The organism is Nonomuraea sp. NPDC050786 (assembly GCF_040654115.1).
Classification (GTDB): domain Bacteria; phylum Actinomycetota; class Actinomycetes; order Streptosporangiales; family Streptosporangiaceae; genus Nonomuraea.
The window spans coordinates 95,530-111,309 of the sequence record NZ_JBFAHJ010000012.1 but is presented as its reverse complement, the minus strand read 5'-3'; the positions used below and the strand labels follow the sequence as shown (position 1 = coordinate 111,309).

Here is a 15,780-nt window from a genome sequence, read left to right as displayed (position 1 = left end):
TAAGAAGCTAGGAGCCAGGTTGCGACTTGCTGTTATCGCACCTTGTGGGCGAGAGCCGTACACTTGGCACTCAGGAACACAGAGTGCTAGATGGTTGCGTTCCTCGAATGGCAGAGGCAGGAGGTGAGCACGTGCTCGACGATCGGAAGCTGGCGGTGCTCCGCGCCATTGTCGAAGACTACGTGTCCACCAACGAACCGGTGGGCTCCAAGGCGCTCGCCGAGCGCCACAACCTGAAGGTCTCCCCGGCGACGGTCAGGAACGACATGGCCGCGCTGGAGGAGGAGGGCTACATCACCCAGCCGCACACCAGCGCGGGCCGCGTGCCGACGGACAAGGGCTACCGCCTGTTCGTCGACCGGCTCTCGCAGGTCAAGCCGCTGTCGGCGGCCGAGCGCAGGGCGATCGAGACGTTCCTCGCGGGCGCGGTCGACCTCGACGACGTGGTCACCCGCACGGTCCGGCTGCTCGCGCAGCTGACCAGGCAGGTGGCGGTCGTGCAGTACCCGACGCTGACGCGTTCGACGGTCAGGCACGTCGAGCTGGTGCCGCTCAACGAGCGGCGGGTCATGCTCGTGCTGATCACCAACACCGGCCGCGTCGAGCAGCGGGTGATCGAGCTGCCCGAGGCCGTGGATGACACCCGCATCGCCCACCTGCGCGCGGTGTTCAACGCCTCCCTCGACGGCTGCGGCCTGAGCAACGTGCCCGAGCTCGTCGCCGACATGCCCGAGCGGCTGCCTGTCGAAGACCGGCCCGCGGCGGCCACGATCCTGTCGGTGCTGCTGGAGACGCTGGTCGAGCGGCACGACGAGAAGATCGTGTTCGCCGGCGCGGCGAACCTCGCGGGCGCCGACTTCACGACCGGCCTGCGCGACGTGCTCGAGGCGCTGGAGGAGCAGGTCGTGCTCATGCGGCTGCTTGGCGAGACTACCAACGACACCCCGTCCGCGCTCACCGTGCGCATCGGCTCCGAAAACCCCTACCTGCGGGGGACATCCATCGTCGCGACCGGATACGGTTCTGGCGACAACCAGCTGGCCCGGCTCGGCGTGCTGGGACCGACCAGGATGGACTACCCGGTTACGATGGGCGCCGTGCGCGCGGTGGCACGCTACGTCAGCCAGATCCTGGCTGCATCATAAGAGGTCGATAAGTGGCAAACAGCGACTACTACGCCACCCTCGGGGTGCGCCGTGACGCCAGTCAGGACGAGATCAAGAAGGCGTACCGCCGCCTGGCCCGCGAGCTGCATCCCGACGTGAACCCCGATCCTGAGACCCAGGAGCGGTTCAAGGAGATCACGCAGGCCTACGAGGTGCTGTCCGACCCGAACAAGCGCCAGATGTACGACCTGGGTGGCGACCCGTTCGGCGGAGCGGGAGCAGGCGCGGGTGCCGGCGGCTTCGGAGCGGGCTTCCCGTTCAGCGACATCATGGACGCCTTCTTCGGCACCGCCACGGGCGCCAGGGGGCCGCGCTCGCGTGCCCGCAGGGGCCGCAACGCCACCATCCGGGTCGAGCTCGACCTGCGCGAGACGGCGTTCGGCACCACCCGCGAGCTGGTCGTCGACACGGCCGTGCTCTGCGAGGTCTGCCACGGGGCGGGCGCGGCGCCCGGCACGCATCCCGACACCTGCGACATGTGCAGCGGGCGCGGCGAGATCTCCCAGGTCACCCGGTCGTTCCTGGGCCAGGTCATGACCTCGCGGCCGTGCCCGCAGTGCGGCGGGTTCGGCACCATCATCCGCCACCCCTGCCAGGAGTGCTCCGGCGACGGCCGGGTGCGCACCCGCCGTACGATCAAGGTCCGCATCCCCGCGGGCGTCGAGGACGGCACCCACATCCAGCTCGCCGGCGAGGGCGAGGTCGGCCCCGGCGGCGGCCCGCCCGGAGACCTGTTCCTGGAGATCGTCGAGCGTGCTCACGAGATCTTCGAGCGGCGCGGCGACGATCTCCACTGCACCGTGCAGATCCCGATGACCGCCGCCGCGCTCGGCACCATCCTGGCGGTGGAGACGCTCGACGGCTCCGAGGAGGTCGACGTCCGCCCGGGCACGCAGTCGGGCCAGGTCATCACCATGTTCGGGCGGGGCGTGCAGCGGCTCAACGAGTCCGGCCGCGGCGACCTGCTGATCCACGTCAACGTCGAGACCCCGACCCGTCTCGACCCGGCGCAGGAGGAGCTGCTGCGCGAGTTCGCCAAGCAGCGGGGCGAGGAGCGGCCGCCGGGCAAGTTCGCCCCCGGCCAGCAGGGCTTCTTCTCCCGGCTGCGCGACGCCTTCAACGGCAGGTGACGTGACCGTCCCGGTGTTCCTGTCCGAGGAGCTGGACGGTCCCGAGCTGACGCTCGCCGGTCCCGAGGGGCGGCACGCGGCCTCCGTGCGCCGCCTGCGAGCCGGTGAGCGGGTCGATCTGACGGACGGCGCCGGCACGGTCGCCGAGTGCGTCGTGCGCGAGGCGCTGAAGGACTCACTCCGGCTCGACGTCCTGCGCCGCTACGAGGTCGAGCCGCCCGAGCCGCGGCTGGTCGTCGTCCAGGGGCTGCCCAAGGGCGACAGGGGCGAGCTGGCGGTCGAGATGATGACCGAGGCGGGCGTCGACGTCATCGTGCCGTGGGCTGCCTCGCGCAGCATCACCCAGTGGAAGGGCGACAAGGTCGCCAAGGCGCTGCATCGCTGGCGCTCCACCGCCCGCGAGGCGGGCAAGCAGGCCCGCCGGTTCCACCTGCCCGAAGTGACGGAGCCCGCCACCACCGCCCGGGTCGAGGACCTGCTGGCGGGCGCGGCGCTGGGGCTGGTCCTGCACGAGGAGGCGGCGGAGCCGCTGTCCGGCGTGGCGCTGCCCGCGTCGGGCGACATCGTGGTGGTCGTGGGGCCGGAGGGCGGCGTCTCGGAGGCGGAGCTGGCCGGGTTCCGGGCGGCCAAGGCGGTGCCCGTGCTGCTGGGGCCGACGGTGCTGCGTACGTCCACGGCGGGGGTGGCGGCGGCCTCCGTGCTGCTCACACGTACCGGACGCTGGTAAAGCCCTTTCAGGGCGTCGTGTGGGAGGCGTCCACCAACGGGCTGGCCACGTCGGCGGGGGTCTCGGTGATGTCGTCGTCGGGCGGGCACTCATCGACCGGGCACGTCGTGGGCTGCAGCGTGTCCTCCGCCGGCGGCGTCGGCGACGGAGTGGGCGAGACCGAGGGGCAGTCGGACGGCGGGTCGGCCTGCTCGGCCTGGGTCGTCGGGCACGCGGTCGGAGTCGGGGTGGGGGTCGGCGACGGCCTGCTGGTCGACTCCGCCCGCTTCGAGGGCCGGGGCGTCGGGCTCTTGGAGACGTCGGGAACCACGACGGGGTGCTGGTCGTGGGTCGGCTGCCTGGACGGCGGCGGCGGTTCCTGGGAGCGCGTGGTGGAGGAGTTGGACGGGACCCTGGAGGTGTCGTTCTCCACGGGTTGCGAGTTGATGATCTGCGTGCGCAACTGGGGGACGGCCATCACGATCGTTCCCGCCACCAGGACGGCGCTGGCGGCGGCCGCGCCCGCGCGCCACCAGAACAGATTACGGACACCGCGCCGTTCGATGCGGGCGCGGATGATCTCCAGTCCGTCCGGCGAGGGCACGACCGCGTCCGCCTCCGCTCGGAGCGCACGGCGCAGGAGATCGCCGTGCTCGTCGGGGGGCTGGGTCATGACATTTTCTCCAGAACGGATCGCAGTGCGGCCATGCCACGTGCGGTGTGGCTCTTGACCGCGCCCTTGCTGATGCCCATCGCGTGGGCGATCTCAGCTTCGGACAGATCACCGTAGTACCGCAGAACCAGTGCTTCTCTCTGACGGGTGGGCAGGGCCCGTAACGCCTCGATGACAGCGGAGCGTTCCAGTTCGCCGATCGCGCCGTTCTCGGCACTCGGGGCGTCGGGCAGGCCCTTGGGAGCGTACTTCTCGACGACCGCGCGGTGACGCAGCACGGAACGGGACCGGTTGACGACGGATTGACGGAGGTAGGCGAGAGCTTTGTCCGGGTCGCGCAGCCTACGCCAGGCGCCATGGATGGCGACGAACGCGTCCTGCACGACTTCCTCAGCTGTCGCCGTGTCTCGCACCAGTAACACGGCGAGACGCACCAACGACCGGAAGTGCGCGCTGTAGAGCGCGGTCACGGCCATGTCGGCATCCCACCCGACCGGCGCCGCCCCCATCGACCTGTCGGCCAGAAGGGTTTCGGTGGTCACATCAATGGGACGCTCAGCCTTCCCAGAGGGTTTACGCTCTTCCGGTTCTTGAGGTTTCCCCGGTTCCTTAGGGTGCATTACCCAGTCGTGTCCTCGCCAGGTGGCGCTCGCCCGACCCTGAATCGTCCTTTTCGCTGAAGTGTCGCACACCCACCCTAACCGCGTGGATCTTCCTTGGCACGACACAGAGGATTACCGATTGGCAACGGGTTACGTACGCCGGCGGTCTCGATAGGGTGATCAGGTGAGCGATTGTCTCTTCTGCAAAATCGTCGCCAAGGAGATTCCCGCCGAGATCGTTTATGAAACCGGCAGGACGCTGGCGTTCCGTGACGTCAACCCGCAGGCGCCGACCCACGTGTTGATCATCCCGAAGCAGCACCACGCCAACGCGGCGGTGCTCGCCGAGGCCGATGACGGGCTCGCCGACGAGGTGCTCAAGGCCGCCCACTCGGTGGCCGTGCTGGAGCACGTGGCCGACAGCGGATACCGCGTGGTGTTCAACACCGGGCCCGGCGCCGGGCAGACGGTTTTCCACGTACACGCCCACCTCCTGGGCGGGCGTGACCTGACCTGGCCGCCCGGCTGATATTGGGGGGAGCGATCGGCCCGGTCCCGGATACGATGGGCACAGAAGAACACCGAAAGAGACCGGGAGGCATCAGGCCGCTGGCCTGCCCATGTCCGAACTACACGAATCCCGACGCACGGCACCTCCCTCGCGCACTCAAGCCAAGGTGCTGATTCCGGACGAATACTCGATGGTCAGCCTCCTGGGCTCCCGCGACGAGCTGCTACGCGTCATCGAGGGCGCCTTCAGGGCCGACATCCACGTTCGCGGTAACGAGATCACCGTCACCGGCAGCCCCGACGAGAGCGGCACGGTGGTGCGGCTCTTCGAGGAGCTGGTCGAGGTGCTGCGCAGCGGCGGTGAGCTCACCCCTGACGCGGTCGAGCGCAGCATCGCCATGCTCCGCATGACGTCCGACCGCCCCGCCGAGGTGCTGTCCCTCGACATCCTCTCCTCGCGCGGGCGCACGATCAGGCCGAAGACGGTCAACCAGAAGCGGTACGTCGACGCGATCGACAAGCACACGATCGTGTTCGGCATCGGCCCCGCGGGCACCGGCAAGACCTACCTCGCGATGGCCAAGGCCGTGCGGGCGCTGCAGGAGAAGCGGGTCAACCGGATCATCCTGACCCGCCCGGCCGTCGAGGCCGGCGAGCGGCTGGGTTTCCTGCCGGGCACGCTGTACGAGAAGATCGACCCCTATCTGCGGCCGCTCTACGACGCGCTGCACGACATGCTCGACCCCGACTCCATCCCCAAGCTGATGGCGGCGGGCACGATCGAGGTCGCGCCGCTCGCGTACATGCGCGGTCGCACGCTCAACGACGCCTTCATCATCCTCGACGAGGCCCAGAACTCCTCGGCCGAGCAGATGAAGATGTTCCTCACCCGTCTCGGCTTCAACTCCAAGATCGTGGTGACCGGTGACGTGACGCAGGTCGACCTGCCCAACGGCACGGTGAGCGGGCTGCGGGTCGTCCAGGAGATCCTCGACGGCATCCCCGACATCCACTTCGCCCGCCTGACCAGCTCCGACGTGGTCCGCCACAAGCTGGTGAGCGAGATCGTGGACGCGTACGGGCGCTACGACGCCACGCAGGCCGCCCAGGAGCCGAAGAGCATCCAGCATCGAGGGAAGCGCCGACCGTGAGTAGGGAGCGCACCCGACGCAGTGAGCGGAGTGGAGGGCCGACGGAGGAGGCACTCCGCGGAGCGAATGAGGAGCGGTAAGCGACCCAATGAGCACTGAGATCAACAACGAGTCGGGTGTCGGGGTCGACGAGGAGAGCCTCGTCGCCCTGGCCACCCACGTGCTCGGCGAGATGGGCATCAACCCGCTCGCCGAGCTCTCCATCGTGGTGGTCGACGAGGACGCGATGTCCGAGCTGCACGAGAAGTGGATGGGCGAGCCGGGCCCGACCGACGTGCTGGCCTTCCCGATGGACGAGCTGCGGCCCGGCGGCGGCGCGCGCGGCGACCTGGAGAGCCCCACTGACCCGGCGCTCCTCGGTGACGTCGTGCTCTGCCCGCAGGTGGCCGCCAGGCAGGCCGAGGAGGCGGGCCACAGCACGGCCGACGAGCTCGAGCTGCTGTGCACCCACGGCATCCTCCACCTGCTGGGCTACGACCACGCCGAGCCGGAGGAGCACAAGGAGATGTTCGGTCTGCAGGCCCGGCTCCTCGAGTCGTGGCAGGAGGTGCGCAACACGCGGTGAACGCCTGGTTGCTTTCGGCCATCGCCCTCGTGATCATCGGTGGCCTGATCGCCAGCGCGGAAACGGCACTGACGCGCATCTCCAGGGTGCGTGCCGAGGAATACGTGCGCGAGGGCCGGCGGAGCGCCGTGCGCCTGCAGGCCATCGTCGACGACCCGCCGCGCTACCTCAACCTGCTGCTGCTGCTCAGGCTGAGCTGCGAGCTGGTGGCCACGGTCATCGCGACGCTGCTGTTCATCGATCTCATGCATGACCAGGGCTGGGCGTACGTCTGGGCTGCCGTCGTGATGATCGTGATCAGCTACGTCGTGGTCGGGGTCATGCCGCGTACGCTCGGGCGCCAGCACGCCGAGCCGGTCGCGCTGGCGAGCGCCCCCATCGTGTACGGCCTGACCCGCATCTTCGGCCCCCTGCCCAAGCTGCTCATCCTGCTCGGCAACGCGCTGACCCCCGGCAAGGGGTTCCGCGAGGGGCCGTTCACCTCGGAGGCCGAGCTGCGCGACCTGGTCGACCTGGCCGAGGAGCGCCGGGTGATCGAGCCGGACGAGCGCGAGATGATCCACTCCGTCTTCGAGCTGGGCGACACGCTGGTGCGCGAGGTCATGGTCCCGCGCACCGACATGGTCTACATCGAACGCGGCAAGACGATCAGCCAGGCCCTGTCGCTGGCGCTGCGCAGCGGGTTCTCCCGCATCCCCGTCGTGGGCGAGAACGAGGACGACGTCATCGGCATGGCGTACCTCAAGGACATCGCCCGCAAGATCCACGAGTCCGGCGAGGGCGGAGGCAAGGAGACGGTCGAGTCGATCATGCGGCCGGCCGCGTACGTGCCCGAGAGCAAGCCCATCGACCAGCTCATGCGGGAGATGCAGGCACGGCAGATCCACATCGCCATCGTCATCGACGAGTACGGCGGCACCGCCGGGCTCGTCACGATCGAGGACGTGCTGGAGGAGATCGTCGGCGAGATCACCGACGAGTACGACCAGGAGGCGCCCCGCGTCGAGTCCATGCCCGACGGCGGGATGCGGGTGACGGCCCGGATGCCCGTCGACGAGCTGGGCGAGCTGTTCGACACGGAGATCGACGTGGACGACGTGGAGACCGTGGGCGGGCTGCTCGCCCACGCGCTCGGGAGGGTGCCGATCGCCGGGTCGCACGCGGAGGTGGCCGGGCTCGAGCTCACCGCCGAGAGCCTGGCGGGCCGCCGCAACCGCATCAGCACCGTCGTGGTGCGCCATGCCAAGCCTCCGGAGGAGGAGAGCGACCCGGCTCCCGACGACCACGAATGATCTGTTCCGAACTGTGGATGAAGCGGGGCGAAGGCCGCAAGCGTTCTACAAGTCTTCTGCAAGCCCGCCAGGGCACTCTCTTACCACGGCACCCAGTGCGGTGGGTGTCGCAAGGGGAGGCACTCGAACGCCGGGTGGGGTTCGCGGCGGGAGGGTGCACCTTGGGGGGAACGACGGCGTCTCGGCCGGCTGGCCGGCTGAGACGCAGGTCGGCGTCAAGGGTGCTTCCATCCGGAAAACCGGGTGGGGGCACCCTTTTTGCGTATTGGTGGAATCTTCGGTGGATTGCCGCATTCCTCTGCGGGGGAAGCTGCGATCCAGGGGGGATCATGAAACGCGAGATCATCGCCTGCGGGCTGCTGGCCTGCGCCCTTGCGGGATGCGGGGGCGGGGAGGCCGCGAACGTTCTCGACCCGCGGGCCGCGGCGCAGTTGCGCGACGTGCTGCGCAAGGGGCCGGAGCTGCCCGACGGGTTCGCGGTCAGGCCGGAGCAGGCGTGGCGGATGCCGTTCACGCAGGGCGACGAGAACTGCCTGGCCGTGCTGGAGCCCGCGGGAGGGCAGGCGCCGGGGCAGGCGCTGACGGCCCAGGCGGCGGTCAGCTACCGGGGCGACGGGCTGGGGGAGCAGGCCGGCGTGGGGCTGGCGCGCTACGCGGACGGGGAGGCGGAGGAGCACCTCGACGAGCTGGCCAGGGCCATGGAGTCGTGCCGGGAGGTCCACACCTCCTCCGGCACCGACCTGCGGTCGGAGACGCTGCCGCTCGAGATCTCGGCGGACGAGAGCGTGAGCGCGCGGCTGCTCGGCCGGCTGAACGGCTACCCGTACGCGATGGACGTCGTGCTGTCACGGGTGGGTGACACGCTGGTGTCGGTGGTGCACACGAGCATGGACGACATGGACCCCGCCCGCACGCGCGAGGTGGTCGACGCGGTCATTTCCATGGCCAGCGCCTAATCTGGTTGCGTGACACTCGATCCTGAAGACAGCAAGATCATCACTCTGGCCCGGGCGGCCAGGGCGCGCAACGAGGCTTCCGAGGGCGCCGCCGTGCGGGATGAGACCGGCCGTACGTACTCGGCGACGAACGTGGCGCTGGACGCGCTGACGCTCTCGGCGGTGCAGGCGGCGGTCGCCATGGCGGTCTCCAGCGGCGCGCGCTCCCTGGAGGCGGTCGCGCTGGTGAGCGAGGGCGGCCCGAGCGCCGCCGACGAGGCCGTGGCCGCGGAGCTGGGCGTCAAGTCGCTGCTCGTGGCCGGTCCTGACGGCACGCTCCGGGGCTGACCATGCCGATGTCGCCGTTCCTGGCGAAACTGCGGGAGAAGGTCGGATCCGAGCTGCTCATGCTGCCGTCGGCGGCCGCGTTCGTGTTCGACGACGCGGGCAGGCTGCTGGTGGCCCGGCACGGCGACGGGGGCCTCTGGGCGGCGCCCGGCGGCGGCATCGACCCCGACGAGCGCCCGCAGGACGCCGCCGTCAGGGAGCTGCGTGAGGAGCTCGGCATCGAGATCGAGGTGCGCGGCCTGATCGGGGTCTACGGCGGCCCCGAGTTCCGCACCGTCTACCCGAACGGCCACCAGGTCGGCTATGTCATCGCCGTTTACGGTGGCGTCCTGGTCAAGGGCGTGCCGGAGCCGGACGGCGTCGAGATCAACGGCCACCGGTGGGTGACCGAGCAGGAGCTTTCCGAGCTGATCACCACCCCGTGGACGCCCCTGGTGGCGCCCGAGGCGTTCGCCTGGTGGCGTGAGCACGCTCGTTGATGGGACACAATGCAGTACGTGACTTCGCCTGACAGCCATCGCGCCGGATTCGCCTGCTTCGTGGGGAGGCCGAACGTCGGCAAGTCCACGCTCATGAACGCCCTGGTAGGCAGCAAAGTGGCGATCACCTCGTCCAAACCGCAGACGACCAGGCGCGCGATCAGGGGCATCGTGCACCGTCCCGACGCCCAGCTCGTCATCGTCGACACGCCGGGCCTGCACCGGCCGCGCACGCTGCTGGGTGAGCGGCTCGACAGCCTGGTGCTGTCCACGCTGACCGAGGTGGACGTGATCGGCTTCTGCGTGCCCGCCAACGAGCCGATCGGCAAGGGTGACCGGTTCATCGCCGACAAGCTCGCGGCGGTGAAGAAGACGCCGGTCGTGGCCGTGGTGACCAAGTGCGACCTGGCGACCAAGGAGCAGATCGCCGAGCAGCTGCTGGCGGTGTCGCAGGTGGCGGAGTTCGCGGCGATCGTCCCGGTGTCGGCGCAGTCGGGCGAGCAGCTCGACGTGGTGGCAGACGTGCTGATCGAGCACCTGCCCGAGTCGCCGCCGCTCTACGAGGACGGGCAGCTCACGGACGAGCCGGAGCAGGTCCTGGTGGGCGAGCTGATCAGGGAGGCGGCGCTGGAGGGCGTACGCGACGAGCTGCCCCACTCGATCGCCGTGGTCGTGGACGAGATGCTGCCCCGTGAGGGGCGCGACGACCTGCTGGACATCTACGCGCACATGTTCGTGGAGCGGCCTTCGCAGAAGGCGATCGTCATCGGGCACAAGGGAGAGCGGCTGCGCGAGGTCGGCACCAAGGCCCGCAAGCAGATCGAGGCCCTGCTGGGCACGCGCGTCTACCTCGACCTGCGGATCAGCGTGGCCAAGGACTGGCAGCGCGACCCCAAGCAGCTGCGGCGGCTGGGCTTCTACGACTGACGGTCAGGCCCGTCGCAGCAGCGCCAGCACGGAGAGCACGACGACCGCCACGGAGCAGGCCAGCGCGGCGAACCAGCCGAACTTGACCACGGGCCCGATCGACAGCACCTCGCCCAGGTCCACGGAGATCCGGTCGCGCAGGCCGCTCCCGTCGGTCATGAAGAGCACCAGCACCGCCACCGCCGCGGCTCCGGGGAGGGCGGCCAGGGCGGCGACCCTCGGGCGGGTGAGCAGCCCCGCGACGCCGCATCCCAGCGCGACCAGCCCGGCCACCAGCGTGTAGACGCCGAACCGGTCGTCGATGCCGCGGATGTCGTCGGCCAGCCCGCCGCCGATGAGGTCGCTCCGCACCTCGAGCCCGGCCCACGGGAGGACGGCGCAGCCCACCAGGAGCGCTCCGGCGACCACCACGCCCAGCGCGTAGCCGCGACGGGTCGCTGGGGCAGAGCGGAAGTCATCGACCACACGATCACTGTAGGCCGGGGACGCGCCCGTCACCATCACCACGGCGACACCCTCAGGGCATCGAGGTGGTGGCGGCGCGTTCGCCCCATTCGAGGCGGGAGCGGAGCAGGACCGCGTCGCCGGCCAGGGCGGACACCAGCGTGCCGGGGCCGGCCAGGGGCAGGACGGCGACGCCCTCGGCCACGGCCGGCTCCTTGGTGGTCGTCGTGAGGAATGTCGTGCCGACGCAGCGAGCCGCGCCGTAGACGGCCGGGGACGTGTCCAGGACGGGATCGCCGACGGTGAACTCCTGCCTGAGCAGCGGGCGGCCGTCGCACGTCGCGTCGAAGCGGGCGTGGCAGCGTCCCGGCGCCTCGCCGTGCCGGCCGAAGACGATCTCCTCGCGCCACCGCACCTCGGCGTCCGCCGCCAGCTCGAGACGTACGAGGAGGCGGTGCCGGGAGCCGGCGGCGAGCACCGTGGGCTCCGGCGCGAACCGGAGCGTGGCGCCCGCCCCCACCCGGGCGGTGACCAGCATCTCGGACTCGCCGTCCCCCGGCAGGACCAGGGTGGCGGCGACCGAGCCCAGCTCCAGGGTGGTGCGCGGGGCCACATCGAGGTCCAGGTGGAGCCGGTCGCCGCCGAGCGGGCCCGCCGCCGTGGAGACGAGGTGCACGGTGTACGGCCCCGTCTGGCGCAGCGTCAGCGGCGGCGCCGAGGCCAGGCGGTGGAGGAGGGTCCGGCCGTCCGTGGACAGGGCGGTGGCCACCGCGGCGGCGGCCCGCATCGCGCGCCGGCCGGACATCACGGGGCCGGACATCACGGGGCCGGACATCACGGGGCCGGACATCACGGGGCCGGACATCACGGGGCCGGACATCACGGGGCCGGACATCACGAGAGGGAGGCCGCGTGGGCGTGGGCCCAGGCCGTCACCTGCTCCGAGACCCAGCCGGCGACCGTGGCGGCGGTGGGGTCCTCCCTGATCGAGGTGAACAGCACCGGCCGGTCCCCGCGTACGGCCGCCGCGTCGCGCTCCATCACGCCCAGATCGGCGCCCACCATCGGGGCGAGATCGGTCTTGTTGATGACCAGCAGGTCGGCCGTCGTGACCCCCGGACCGCCCTTGCGCGGCACCTTGTCGCCGCCCGACACGTCCAGCACGAAGATCTGCCTGTCGGCCAGCCCCCGGCTGAACGTGGCCGTCAGGTTGTCGCCGCCGCTCTCCACGATCACCAGGTCCAGCGGGCCGAACCGGTGCTCCAGGGTCTCCACGGCGTCCAGGTTCGCGGCGATGTCGTCGCGGATGGCGGTGTGGGGGCAGCAGCCGGTCTCGACGGCGAGGATGCGCTCCTCGTCGAGCACGCCCGCCCGGCGGAGGAAGTCGGCGTCCTCGGTGGTGTAGATGTCGTTCGTCACCACGCCCAAGGAGAGCGAGGGGCCCAGCGTCCTGCAGAGCGCGGCCACCAGGGCCGTCTTGCCGCTGCCCACCGGGCCGCCCACGCCGAGCCGCAGCGCCCTGCCGCGGCCGTCGGGGGCGTGGTGGTGGTCGTCGTGATCGGCACCCATGTGTCGGGATCCCTTCCTTAGGAGACGAACAGCCTGACCTGGGCCCGCGCATGCTGCTCGGCCAGGAGGTCAAGGGCCGGGGACGAGTACGCGGGCAAGGTCCCCCAGAGGTGGGGGTGTGCGCCGGCGGCGGCCAGGTGGGCCTGCGCGGCCACGGCGGTGAGGTCCGGGGTGAGCTCGGCCAGCAGCCCGTGCACGGCCACCGGGTCCAGCCCGAGCAGCCGGACGGCCGCCGTGGCGGGGCCGCTGATCGCGTGGTACGCCGCCGCCATGGCCGCCTCCTCCGGCGTCCCGCCCGCCGCGTGCGCCGCCACTCCGAGGACGATCGGATGATGGGGATTCGGTACGTCCCGCGCCAGCTCGTCGAGCACCGGCGACGGCCACACGCGGCGGGCGACCCTCAGCAGGAGCCTGCCCTGCGTCCTGGACGCCTCCCGCTGGGCGGGCGCGGCGGTCCTGGCATCGGCCTCGGCGTCGAGCAGCACCCACGGGAACCCCACGCCGCCTCCCGCGTCCGTGACCACGCTTTCGAACGCCGTCTCGCCCGCGTCCGGGCCGCCGGCCCGCTGCGGCATCGTGACTCCTGGCGGCGCGGCGGCTCGTGGCGCGATGCGCGGAGGTGCGGTGGCCGGTGGTGATCCAGCGGCTGAGGTTGCGGCGGGCAGCGGGGTGCTCGGGGAGGTGGCGGCCTGGGTGCAGGCGGCGGCGGCCAGGGCGGCGGCGACCGTGCCCGCCGTGTGGAGGCGTCCCCGGAGGAAGCGCGCCAGCGAAGGCACGTCGTGCACCGCCCCCGACGTGACCGCCTGTTCGGTCCCGCCCGAGTGGGCGTGGCCGCCGGCCGGGAGGCGGGAGTCGGCGAGGAGGAGCAGGGCCGGGTTCATCGCCAACCCATCAGAACAGGAAGTAGCGCTGGGCCATCGGAAGGATGGCGGCGGGGGCCGGCTCGATGAGGTCGCCGTCGACCCGGACCTCGAACGTGTCGGGTGCCACCTCGATCCGGGGCATGGCGTCGTTCAGCGGCATCGAGGACTTCCCGCGCGTCCGTACGTCCGCCACCGGCGCCAGGCGGCGGCGGACGGACAGGCGGTCGGCGAGGCCGGAGTCGAGGGCGAGCGGGGCGACGAAGTGCAGGGAGGTGGCGGCGGCGGTCACCGGTGAGGCGCCGAACATGGGACGGGGCAGCACCGGCTGGGGCGTCGGGATGGAGGCGTTGGCGTCGCCCATCTGCGCCCAGGCCACCACGCCGCCCTTGAGCACCAGGTCCGGCTTGACCCCGAAGAACGCCGGGTCCCAGAGGACGAGGTCGGCGAGCTTGCCGCGCTCGACGGAGCCGATCTCGCCGTCCAGCCCGTGGGCGATAGCCGGACATATCGTATATTTCGCGATGTATCGGCGGGCGCGCAGATTGTCGGCAGGCCCGCCCAGAGACCCGCGACGGCCCTTCATGACGTGCGCCGTCTGCCACGTACGGATGATCGTCTCCCCGATCCGCCCCATCGCCTGCGAGTCCGAGCCGATCATCGAGATCGCCCCCAGATCGTGCAGCACGTCCTCGGCGGCCATCGTCGCGGGCCTGATGCGGGACTCGGCGAACGCCAGGTCCTCCGGGATCGACGGGTTGAGGTGGTGGCACACCATGAGCATGTCGAGATGCTCGTCGAGCGTGTTGACGGTGTGCGGCCGGGTGGGGTTGGTCGAGGAGGGCAGGATGTTGGGGTAGGCCGCGACGCGGATGATGTCCGGAGCGTGCCCGCCGCCGGCCCCCTCGGTGTGGTACGCGTGGATCGTCCGATCCCCGATGGCCTTCAGCGTCGACTCCACGAACCCGGCCTCGTTCAGCGTGTCCGTGTGGAGCGTCACCTGCACCCCGGCCGCGTCCGCCACGTTCAGGCAGGCGTCGATGGCGGATGGCGTCGAGCCCCAGTCCTCGTGCAGCTTGAAGCCGGAGGCGCCCGCCCTGAGCTGCTCCAGCAGGCCCTCGGACGAGACGGTGTTGCCCTTGCCGAGCAGCGCGAAGTTGAGCGGGTACGCGTCCAGCGACTCCAGCATCCGGCCCAGGTACCAGGCCCCGGTGACGGTGGTCGCCTTGGTGCCCTCGACGGGTCCGGTGCCGCCCCCGACGATCGTGGTGACACCGGACCCGATCGCCTCGTCGAGAAGTTGCGGGCAGATCAGATGGACGTGCGAGTCGACGGCCCCGGCGGTGAGGATCTTGCCGTTGCCCGCGAGCACCTCGGTGGACGGCCCGATGACGAGGTCGACGCCGTCCATCGTGTCGGGGTTCCCGGCCTTGCCGATGGCGTATATACGGCCGTCGCGGATGCCGACGTCGGCCTTGATGACACCCCAGTGGTCGAGGATCACCGCACCGGTGATGACCAGGTCGGCCGCGCCCTCCGCCCGGGTGGCCCGTGCCTGCCCCATGGACTCGCGGATGACCTTGCCGCCGCCGAAGACGGCCTCGTCGCCAGGGCCGGCGGGCCCGATCGACAGGTCCTCGGTGACCTCGATGAACAGGTCGGTGTCGGCCAGCCGGATCCGGTCGCCGACCGTGGGCCCGTACAGCGCCGCGTACCGGGCGCGCGAGATCCGAGCTCCGTCAGCCATCGAGCGGCCCCGCCCACTCCGGCCGCAGCCCGGGGACCACCCGGTTGCCCGCCAGCGGCACCAGCGTCACGTCACGCTCGACGCCCGGCTCGAACCTGACCGCCGTCCCGGCCGGCACGTCGAGCCGCCTGCCCCAGGCCGCCTGACGGTCGAACTCGAGCCCCGGGTTGGCGGCGGCGAAATGGTAGTGGGAGCCCACCTGCACCGGCCGGTCGGCCGTGTTGACCACCCGCACGGTCACCCGCTCGCGCCCGGGGTTGAGCGTGAGATCGCCCTCGGGGTGGGTGTACTCGCCGGGGATCACGGGATCGGCCTGTGCACGGTGACCAGCTTCGTGCCGTCGGGGAACGTCGCCTCGATCTGCACGCTCTCCAGCATCTCCGGAACGCCTTCCATGACGTCGGCCCGGCCGAGCACCGACCGTCCGGCCTCCATCAGCTCGGCCACGGTGCGCCCGTCCCTGGCCCCCTCCATGAGGAACGACGCGATGACGGCGGTAGCCTCGGGATGGTTCAGGCGCAGGCCCCTGGCCTGCCGCTCGCGCGCCACCCCGGCGGCGACGTGGATGAGCAGCCGCTCCTGCTCGTGTGAGGTAAGCCGCATGGCCCGGACCATAGGAACCGGCGGTTTCATGGCTGTTGCCAAGCCATGTCGTGTTGGTTTCGCTCTGCTTCTC

Annotated in this window: 20 protein-coding genes; 11 read left to right on the top strand and 9 right to left on the bottom strand. The window is 71.0% G+C overall.

The genetic code is table 11. The features are described from left to right. Positions 1 to 131 precede the first annotated feature (131 nt). The 3 genes from hrcA to AB0H84_RS22960 are packed head-to-tail and all read left to right on the top strand — an operon-like array spanning position 132 to position 3,023. Positions 132 to 1,145 carry a heat-inducible transcriptional repressor HrcA gene (gene hrcA, locus AB0H84_RS22970; protein WP_357607461.1) on the top strand — a complete coding sequence of 338 codons (1,014 nt, stop codon included), beginning with the start codon at positions 132 to 134 and terminating at the stop codon, positions 1,143 to 1,145. Positions 1,146 to 1,156: 11 nt separating this feature from the next. Further along, on the top strand, positions 1,157 to 2,296 hold the full coding sequence (dnaJ, locus tag AB0H84_RS22965; protein ID WP_357607458.1) for a molecular chaperone DnaJ: 1,140 nt from the start codon (positions 1,157 to 1,159) through the stop codon (positions 2,294 to 2,296). Between the two features lies 1 nt (position 2,297). Next, positions 2,298 to 3,023, top strand: a complete 726-nt coding sequence (locus AB0H84_RS22960) for a 16S rRNA (uracil(1498)-N(3))-methyltransferase (protein ID WP_357607455.1) — start codon at positions 2,298 to 2,300, stop codon at positions 3,021 to 3,023. 7 nt (positions 3,024 to 3,030) lie between these two features. Here the strand turns inward: AB0H84_RS22960 and AB0H84_RS22955 are convergent, their stop codons facing one another. Then, positions 3,031 to 3,675 carry a hypothetical protein gene (locus AB0H84_RS22955; RefSeq protein WP_357607452.1) on the bottom strand — a complete coding sequence of 215 codons (645 nt, stop codon included), beginning with the start codon at positions 3,673 to 3,675 and terminating at the stop codon, positions 3,031 to 3,033. Continuing rightward, positions 3,672 to 4,184, bottom strand: a complete 513-nt coding sequence (locus AB0H84_RS22950) for a SigE family RNA polymerase sigma factor (protein ID WP_344987656.1) — start codon at positions 4,182 to 4,184, stop codon at positions 3,672 to 3,674. Before AB0H84_RS22950 ends, AB0H84_RS22955 begins: the two co-directional genes overlap by 4 nt. Positions 4,185 to 4,461: 277 nt before the next feature. Here AB0H84_RS22950 and AB0H84_RS22945 point away from each other — a divergent pair, with 277 nt between their 5' ends. From AB0H84_RS22945 to era, 8 genes are all read left to right on the top strand, one after another. Then, on the top strand, positions 4,462 to 4,806 hold the full coding sequence (locus AB0H84_RS22945) for a histidine triad nucleotide-binding protein (protein WP_357607449.1): 345 nt from the start codon (positions 4,462 to 4,464) through the stop codon (positions 4,804 to 4,806). Positions 4,807 to 4,897: 91 nt separating this feature from the next. Next, entirely contained in the window at positions 4,898 to 5,938 is a 1,041-nt protein-coding gene (locus AB0H84_RS22940; RefSeq protein WP_357607446.1) for a PhoH family protein, read from the top strand. 88 nt (positions 5,939 to 6,026) lie between these two features. Continuing rightward, on the top strand, positions 6,027 to 6,503 hold the full coding sequence (gene ybeY, locus AB0H84_RS22935; RefSeq protein ID WP_357607444.1) for an rRNA maturation RNase YbeY: 477 nt from the start codon (positions 6,027 to 6,029) through the stop codon (positions 6,501 to 6,503). Beyond that, positions 6,500 to 7,795 (top strand): hemolysin family protein, encoded by a 1,296-nt coding sequence (locus AB0H84_RS22930; protein WP_357607441.1) that lies wholly within the window; start codon positions 6,500 to 6,502, stop codon positions 7,793 to 7,795. The genes ybeY and AB0H84_RS22930 overlap by 4 nt, the downstream gene beginning before the upstream one ends. Before the next feature lie 329 nt (positions 7,796 to 8,124). Next, positions 8,125 to 8,751 (top strand): hypothetical protein, encoded by a 627-nt coding sequence (locus AB0H84_RS22925; protein WP_357607438.1) that lies wholly within the window; start codon positions 8,125 to 8,127, stop codon positions 8,749 to 8,751. A 9-nt stretch (positions 8,752 to 8,760) separates the two neighbouring features. Beyond that, positions 8,761 to 9,078, top strand: a complete 318-nt coding sequence (locus AB0H84_RS22920; RefSeq protein ID WP_357607435.1) for a cytidine deaminase — start codon at positions 8,761 to 8,763, stop codon at positions 9,076 to 9,078. A 2-nt stretch (positions 9,079 to 9,080) separates the two neighbouring features. Next, complete coding sequence (locus AB0H84_RS22915; protein ID WP_357607432.1) at positions 9,081 to 9,557, top strand: NUDIX domain-containing protein; 477 nt, start codon at positions 9,081 to 9,083, stop codon at positions 9,555 to 9,557. Positions 9,558 to 9,575: 18 nt separating this feature from the next. Further along, complete coding sequence (gene era, locus AB0H84_RS22910; protein ID WP_357607429.1) at positions 9,576 to 10,484, top strand: GTPase Era; 909 nt, start codon at positions 9,576 to 9,578, stop codon at positions 10,482 to 10,484. A 3-nt stretch (positions 10,485 to 10,487) separates the two neighbouring features. Here the strand turns inward: era and AB0H84_RS22905 are convergent, their stop codons facing one another. Genes AB0H84_RS22905 through AB0H84_RS22875 form a run of 7 tightly spaced genes read right to left on the bottom strand, consistent with a single transcriptional unit; the run spans position 10,488 to position 15,707 of the window. Further along, positions 10,488 to 10,949: a hypothetical protein gene (locus tag AB0H84_RS22905; protein WP_357607426.1), complete on the bottom strand. Its 462-nt coding sequence runs from the start codon at positions 10,947 to 10,949 to the stop codon at positions 10,488 to 10,490. A gap of 52 nt (positions 10,950 to 11,001) precedes the next feature. Next, complete coding sequence (locus tag AB0H84_RS22900; protein WP_357607424.1) at positions 11,002 to 11,823, bottom strand: urease accessory protein UreD; 822 nt, start codon at positions 11,821 to 11,823, stop codon at positions 11,002 to 11,004. Further along, a complete protein-coding gene (gene ureG, locus AB0H84_RS22895; RefSeq protein ID WP_357607421.1) occupies positions 11,823 to 12,497 on the bottom strand; it encodes an urease accessory protein UreG in 675 nt (224 codons plus the stop codon). Before ureG ends, AB0H84_RS22900 begins: the two co-directional genes overlap by 1 nt. A gap of 17 nt (positions 12,498 to 12,514) precedes the next feature. Next, entirely contained in the window at positions 12,515 to 13,378 is an 864-nt protein-coding gene (locus AB0H84_RS22890; protein WP_357607418.1) for an urease accessory UreF family protein, read from the bottom strand. A gap of 10 nt (positions 13,379 to 13,388) precedes the next feature. Next, positions 13,389 to 15,104 (bottom strand): urease subunit alpha, encoded by a 1,716-nt coding sequence (locus AB0H84_RS22885; RefSeq protein WP_357607416.1) that lies wholly within the window; start codon positions 15,102 to 15,104, stop codon positions 13,389 to 13,391. Beyond that, positions 15,097 to 15,408 (bottom strand): urease subunit beta, encoded by a 312-nt coding sequence (locus AB0H84_RS22880; protein ID WP_357607413.1) that lies wholly within the window; start codon positions 15,406 to 15,408, stop codon positions 15,097 to 15,099. The genes AB0H84_RS22885 and AB0H84_RS22880 overlap by 8 nt, the downstream gene beginning before the upstream one ends. Beyond that, the gene (locus AB0H84_RS22875) at positions 15,405 to 15,707 is read right to left on the bottom strand and encodes an urease subunit gamma (protein ID WP_344986305.1); all 303 of its coding nucleotides are present in this window, start codon (positions 15,705 to 15,707) and stop codon (positions 15,405 to 15,407) included. The genes AB0H84_RS22880 and AB0H84_RS22875 overlap by 4 nt, the downstream gene beginning before the upstream one ends. Positions 15,708 to 15,780 lie beyond the last annotated feature (73 nt).